The sequence below is a fragment of the Protofrankia sp. Cr2 genome, assembly GCF_963555885.1.
Classification (GTDB): domain Bacteria; phylum Actinomycetota; class Actinomycetes; order Frankiales; family Frankiaceae; genus Protofrankia.
The window spans coordinates 73272-77167 of sequence record NZ_CAUVXG010000023.1 but is presented as its reverse complement, the minus strand read 5'-3'; the positions used below and the strand labels follow the sequence as shown (position 1 = coordinate 77167).

At 70.9% G+C, this 3896-nt stretch carries 7 protein-coding genes; 2 read left to right on the top strand and 5 right to left on the bottom strand.

Annotation, left to right across the window (positions count from 1 at the left end; translation table 11 throughout):
- From U9978_RS12955 to rimP, 4 genes are all read right to left on the bottom strand, one after another.
- Positions 1–347, bottom strand: a 347-nt coding sequence (locus U9978_RS12955; protein ID WP_322761351.1) for a translation initiation factor IF-2 N-terminal domain-containing protein, incomplete at its 3' end; no start/stop codon positions are given.
- Between the two features lie 202 nt (positions 348–549).
- Positions 550–813, bottom strand: coding sequence for a YlxR family protein (locus tag U9978_RS12950; RefSeq protein WP_322761350.1), 264 nt, complete (start codon positions 811–813; stop codon positions 550–552).
- Positions 814–817: 4 nt separating this feature from the next.
- Complete coding sequence (nusA, locus tag U9978_RS12945) at positions 818–1906, bottom strand: transcription termination factor NusA (RefSeq protein ID WP_322761349.1); 1089 nt, start codon at positions 1904–1906, stop codon at positions 818–820.
- Entirely contained in the window at positions 1903–2484 is a 582-nt protein-coding gene (gene rimP, locus U9978_RS12940; protein ID WP_322761348.1) for a ribosome maturation factor RimP, read from the bottom strand. Before rimP ends, nusA begins: the two co-directional genes overlap by 4 nt.
- A 194-nt stretch (positions 2485–2678) precedes the next feature.
- On the opposite strand from rimP, the gene U9978_RS12935 reads away from it, so the two are divergent.
- Positions 2679–3197, top strand: coding sequence for a hypothetical protein (locus U9978_RS12935; RefSeq protein WP_322761347.1), 519 nt, complete (start codon positions 2679–2681; stop codon positions 3195–3197).
- A 3-nt stretch (positions 3198–3200) separates the two neighbouring features.
- Complete coding sequence (locus U9978_RS12930) at positions 3201–3677, top strand: DUF4439 domain-containing protein (RefSeq protein ID WP_322761346.1); 477 nt, start codon at positions 3201–3203, stop codon at positions 3675–3677.
- On the opposite strand, the gene U9978_RS12925 is transcribed toward U9978_RS12930, so the two are convergent.
- Positions 3663–3896 (bottom strand): HAD hydrolase-like protein (locus tag U9978_RS12925; protein ID WP_322761345.1); only part of this gene is annotated, 234 nt, incomplete at its 5' end. The two genes, U9978_RS12930 and U9978_RS12925, sit on opposite strands and share 15 nt — an antisense overlap.

Below are 3896 nucleotides of genomic sequence, written 5' to 3'. Positions count from 1 at the left end.
GCACCGGGGCGGCCGGGCAGCCGCGGACCGGGACGGGGCGGTACCGGTCCCGGACGGGCGCCGGTACCGGGCCGGACTCCGTTGCCCTGGGAAGTGCCGTTGCCCTGGGAAGTGCCGTTGCCCTGGGAACCGACGTTGCCCTGGGGTGTGCCACCGCGGGCGGACGACCGCTGCGTTGCCGCCCCTTCGGCCGGGAACGATTCCTTGAGCTTTCGAACGACGGGTGCCTCGACTGTGGACGAAGCCGACTTCACGAACTCGCCGAGATCCTTCAGTTTGGCGAGCACGGTCTTGCTGTCGACTCCGAGCTCTTTGGCGAGCTCGTGTACGCGGGCCTTTCCTACCACGGTGCTCCTTCTTTCGGCCCGCGGTCCGGCCGCGTGCCCTCGTTACCTGCTGGTCGTGATCATGGCTGCGTGCTCATCGCGCGGTCATCGCTGTCTCGACCTGCTTCCGTGTCGACATCTGGTGATGTCGTCCGATCTTCCGTGAACTCCACACCGGTGCGCAATCACGTGCCATTCAACATCATCTACCGCTCAACATCATCTAACGTTCAACAAGGTACGCCCTGGCACGTCCAAGCCCGAGTGGCCCTGGAACGCGCAGCGCCCGCGGGAACGCCCTGCGGCGCTCCGCGAGATCAAGGCAGGCCAGATCGGGATGCAGGTGTGCTCCCCGTCCTGGCATACGACGGCGAACATCGGGTGTGAGTTCGCCACCAACTGCCACCATACGCACCAAGTCGGCCCGCGCCGCCTGAGTACGACACCCTACGCAGGTGCGGATCGGCTCCGCACGGCGCGCCCTCACCAGTCTAACCCGTTGCACCCGCGGAGTGGTTGCCGGCGGCTGGGGATCTACGGGCCGCGGACAGGGGCGCGACCCGCCTGGGAGACGATTCGGGACGTTCCCTCGACACCGGGTCACCGCCGCCTTCCGTATCCGAATGGATGTCAATGCGCCAGCCGGTGAGACGGGCGGCCAGCCGGGCATTCTGCCCTTCCCGGCCGATAGCGAGTGACAGCTGGTAATCCGGCACGACCACCCGGGCCGAGCGGCCGGCCTCGTCGGTGACCTCGACGCGGGCGACCCGCGCCGGCGACAGCGCGTTACCCACGAACGTAGCCGGTTCGGCGGACCAGTCGACGATATCGATCTTCTCGCCGCACAGCTCGGCCATGACGGCACGCACCCGACTGCCCATCGGACCGATGCACGCGCCCTTCGGGTTCACTCCGGGGACGGTCGACCGAACAGCGATCTTGCTGCGGTGTCCCGCCTCCCGGGCGATCGCGGCGATCTCCACCGTGCCGTCCGCCACCTCTGGGACCTCGAGCCGGAACAACCCCTTGACCAGCTCCGGGTGGGTTCGAGACAACGTCACCGTGGGGCCGTGTGCTCCGCGCACGACACTCACGACATAGCACTTGACGCGGTCCCCGTGTTCGAAACGCTCGCCGGGGACCTGCTCAGCCGGCGCGAGCACGCCCTCGATCGTGCCGAGATCCACCAGCACGACCTTGGAACCGGCTCGCTGCTCGTGATGCTGGACGACGCCGGAGACGACATCATGCTCACGGTCAGCATATTGTCCGTAGGTGACTTCCTGCTGGGCCTCGCGCAGCCGCTGCATAATCACCTGCTTGGCGGTCATCGTCGCGATCCGGCCGAAGTCCTCGGGTGTGTCCTCCCATTCGCGGGTCAGCCCGTCCAGGGACGTCTCACGGGCATAGACCGCGACATTCCCCGACGTCCGGTCGACGACCACCCGGGCGTCCTGTGCCGCGCCGCCGGTGTGCCGGTAGGCCGTCAGCAACGCGGTCTCGATCGCCTCCACCAGTGTGTCGAAGGAGATCTCCTTCTCGCGTTCGATCCCACGCAGCGCCGCCACATCGAGCTTCATCGCTCCGCCTCCCCCTGCGCGTCCGCCCCGGTCGCAGAATCGTCCCCGGTCGCCGAATCGTCCCCGGTCGCCCGGAACTCCACCTGCACGACGGCCCGGACGACATCCGCGAAGGATATCCGCCGCACCGCACCGGCCGGCCCACTCTGATCATCCACCGCGAGCTCCGCCGAATCGGGCCCGCTGGCGCGGACCCGGCCGATCAGCTGACCACCGTCACGGGTGTGCACCGAAACCAGGCGTCCCCGGGCGCGCCGCCAGTGCCGGGCCGCGACAAGCGGGCGGTCGACCCCCGGCGAGCTGACCTCGAGCACGTACGGGCCGGACACCGGTGCGCCGTCGCCGTCGACTGCATCAAGAACAGCGGAGACGGCCCGGCTGGCCTCGGCGACCGCGTCCAGATCGATACCGTCGTCGCGGTCCACCACGACCCGCACGACGCTGCGGGAACCCGCCCGGGTGACGGCGACGTCCTCCAGGTCGAACCCATGAGCCGCCAGCTCCGGGGTGAGCAGGCGGACCAGTCGGGCGCGGCCTCGCCCGCCGCCGGCATGGGTTGCGGCCACGGCGTCACCCACGTCGACCCGCTCCTCTCCGTCGCTACACACTGGGTCGCCACGCACTGGCGTCCGTCGCCACGCTCCGGCGTGACGTCCTCTCGAGATCCTCAGCCTACGTCGGTCGCCGCCCGTCTCTCATCCGGGTCCGCCCGCAGGCAGGGCCGGCGTGCAGGCGTCACGCTGCTCGGCGACCTGTGTCAAGCTGCTGGGCCGTGAGCTCGATGGTTCCTGGTCAGGGGTCCTCCAGACGGGTCGTGCTCGGCACGCTGTCCCTGGCGGCGACCAACGCCCTCGTCGGATGCAGCTGGACACGAGCGGCCCGGGAGCCCGCTGCCACCCCGGCCGCCACCGCCGACGACATTCTGCGTGGATCCGCGCTCGAGTCCGAACACGCGCTGCTCGTGGCATACGACCGCGCGATCGCCGTGTATCCCTCGATCGCGGCGACATTGCGCGCGGTGCGGGCTCACCATGCCGAGCATGTCAGTCGCCTTGTGCCGGTCACGCCCACCGCTACGGTCACACCCACCGCTACGGTCACGCCCACCGCTACGGTCACCGCCGACGCCGTGCAGGTTACCGTGGCGGGGCTGGTGAAGCTGGAGCGCGCGGCCGCGACGTCACTACGGACCCAGTGCCTGGCGGCGTCGGCGAGCCTGGCGCCGCTACTGGCCAGCATCCATGCGGCTGAGACCGCGCACGCGGACCTGCTCGCCCCGCTGGTCGGCTGACCGATGCCGGCTCAGGATCCCCGGCCACCCGATCCCGCCGCCGTCTGGAGGCTGTCGGACCTGCTCGCCATGGAGCACGCCGCCGTCTACGTCGCCGCCGCGGCCGGCGGTGAGCTGGCTGCCCTGCGGCCGGTGGCGGAGTCGGCCCGTGTCCTCGCCCAGAATGCGTTCACCGCCCATCGGGAGCTGCGTGACCGGCTGGTGGCCGAGATCCTCGACCGGGGCGGCACCGCGCCACCGGCCCAGGCCGCGTACCGGCTGCCGGCGGTATCCACCGACCTGGCCGGAGTGCTCCTGCTGCTGGCCGACATCGAGGACCGTTGTTCGGCCGCCGCCTACGACGCGATCGGCGACCTGACCGGCAACGGACGCGCGCTGGTGACCGACGCCCTGGCCGGGATGGCGGTGCGCGGCCAGCAGGCCCGTATCGCGGCAGGCCAGCCCGCTGGCCAGGCCGCCCGGGCGCTACCCGGCGCGTGAGAACGGCCGTTGGCGCCTGAGCGCCCAGCCGTCCAGGACGCCCAGCAGCCGCCCGAGCCGCCCGATCACCGCGTCGGCCCGGCCGTCACCGGACTCCCCCGGCGCCCCGGAGCGGGGGCCTGCGCCGTCGGAGAGCAGCACGGTGCGCATGCCCACGGCGCGAGCTCCGGCTATGTCGCTCGCCGGACGGTCGCCGACGAAAACCGCCGCGCCCGGGTC

Excerpts from the sequence above, each read along its gene's own strand:
- U9978_RS12930 (WP_322761346.1), top strand. The coding sequence starts at position 3,201 with ATGCCGGCTCAGGATCCCCGGCCACCCGATCCCGCCGCCGTCTGGAGG.
- nusA (WP_322761349.1), bottom strand. The coding sequence starts at position 1,906 with ATGAAGCTCGATGTGGCGGCGCTGCGTGGGATCGAACGCGAGAAGGAG.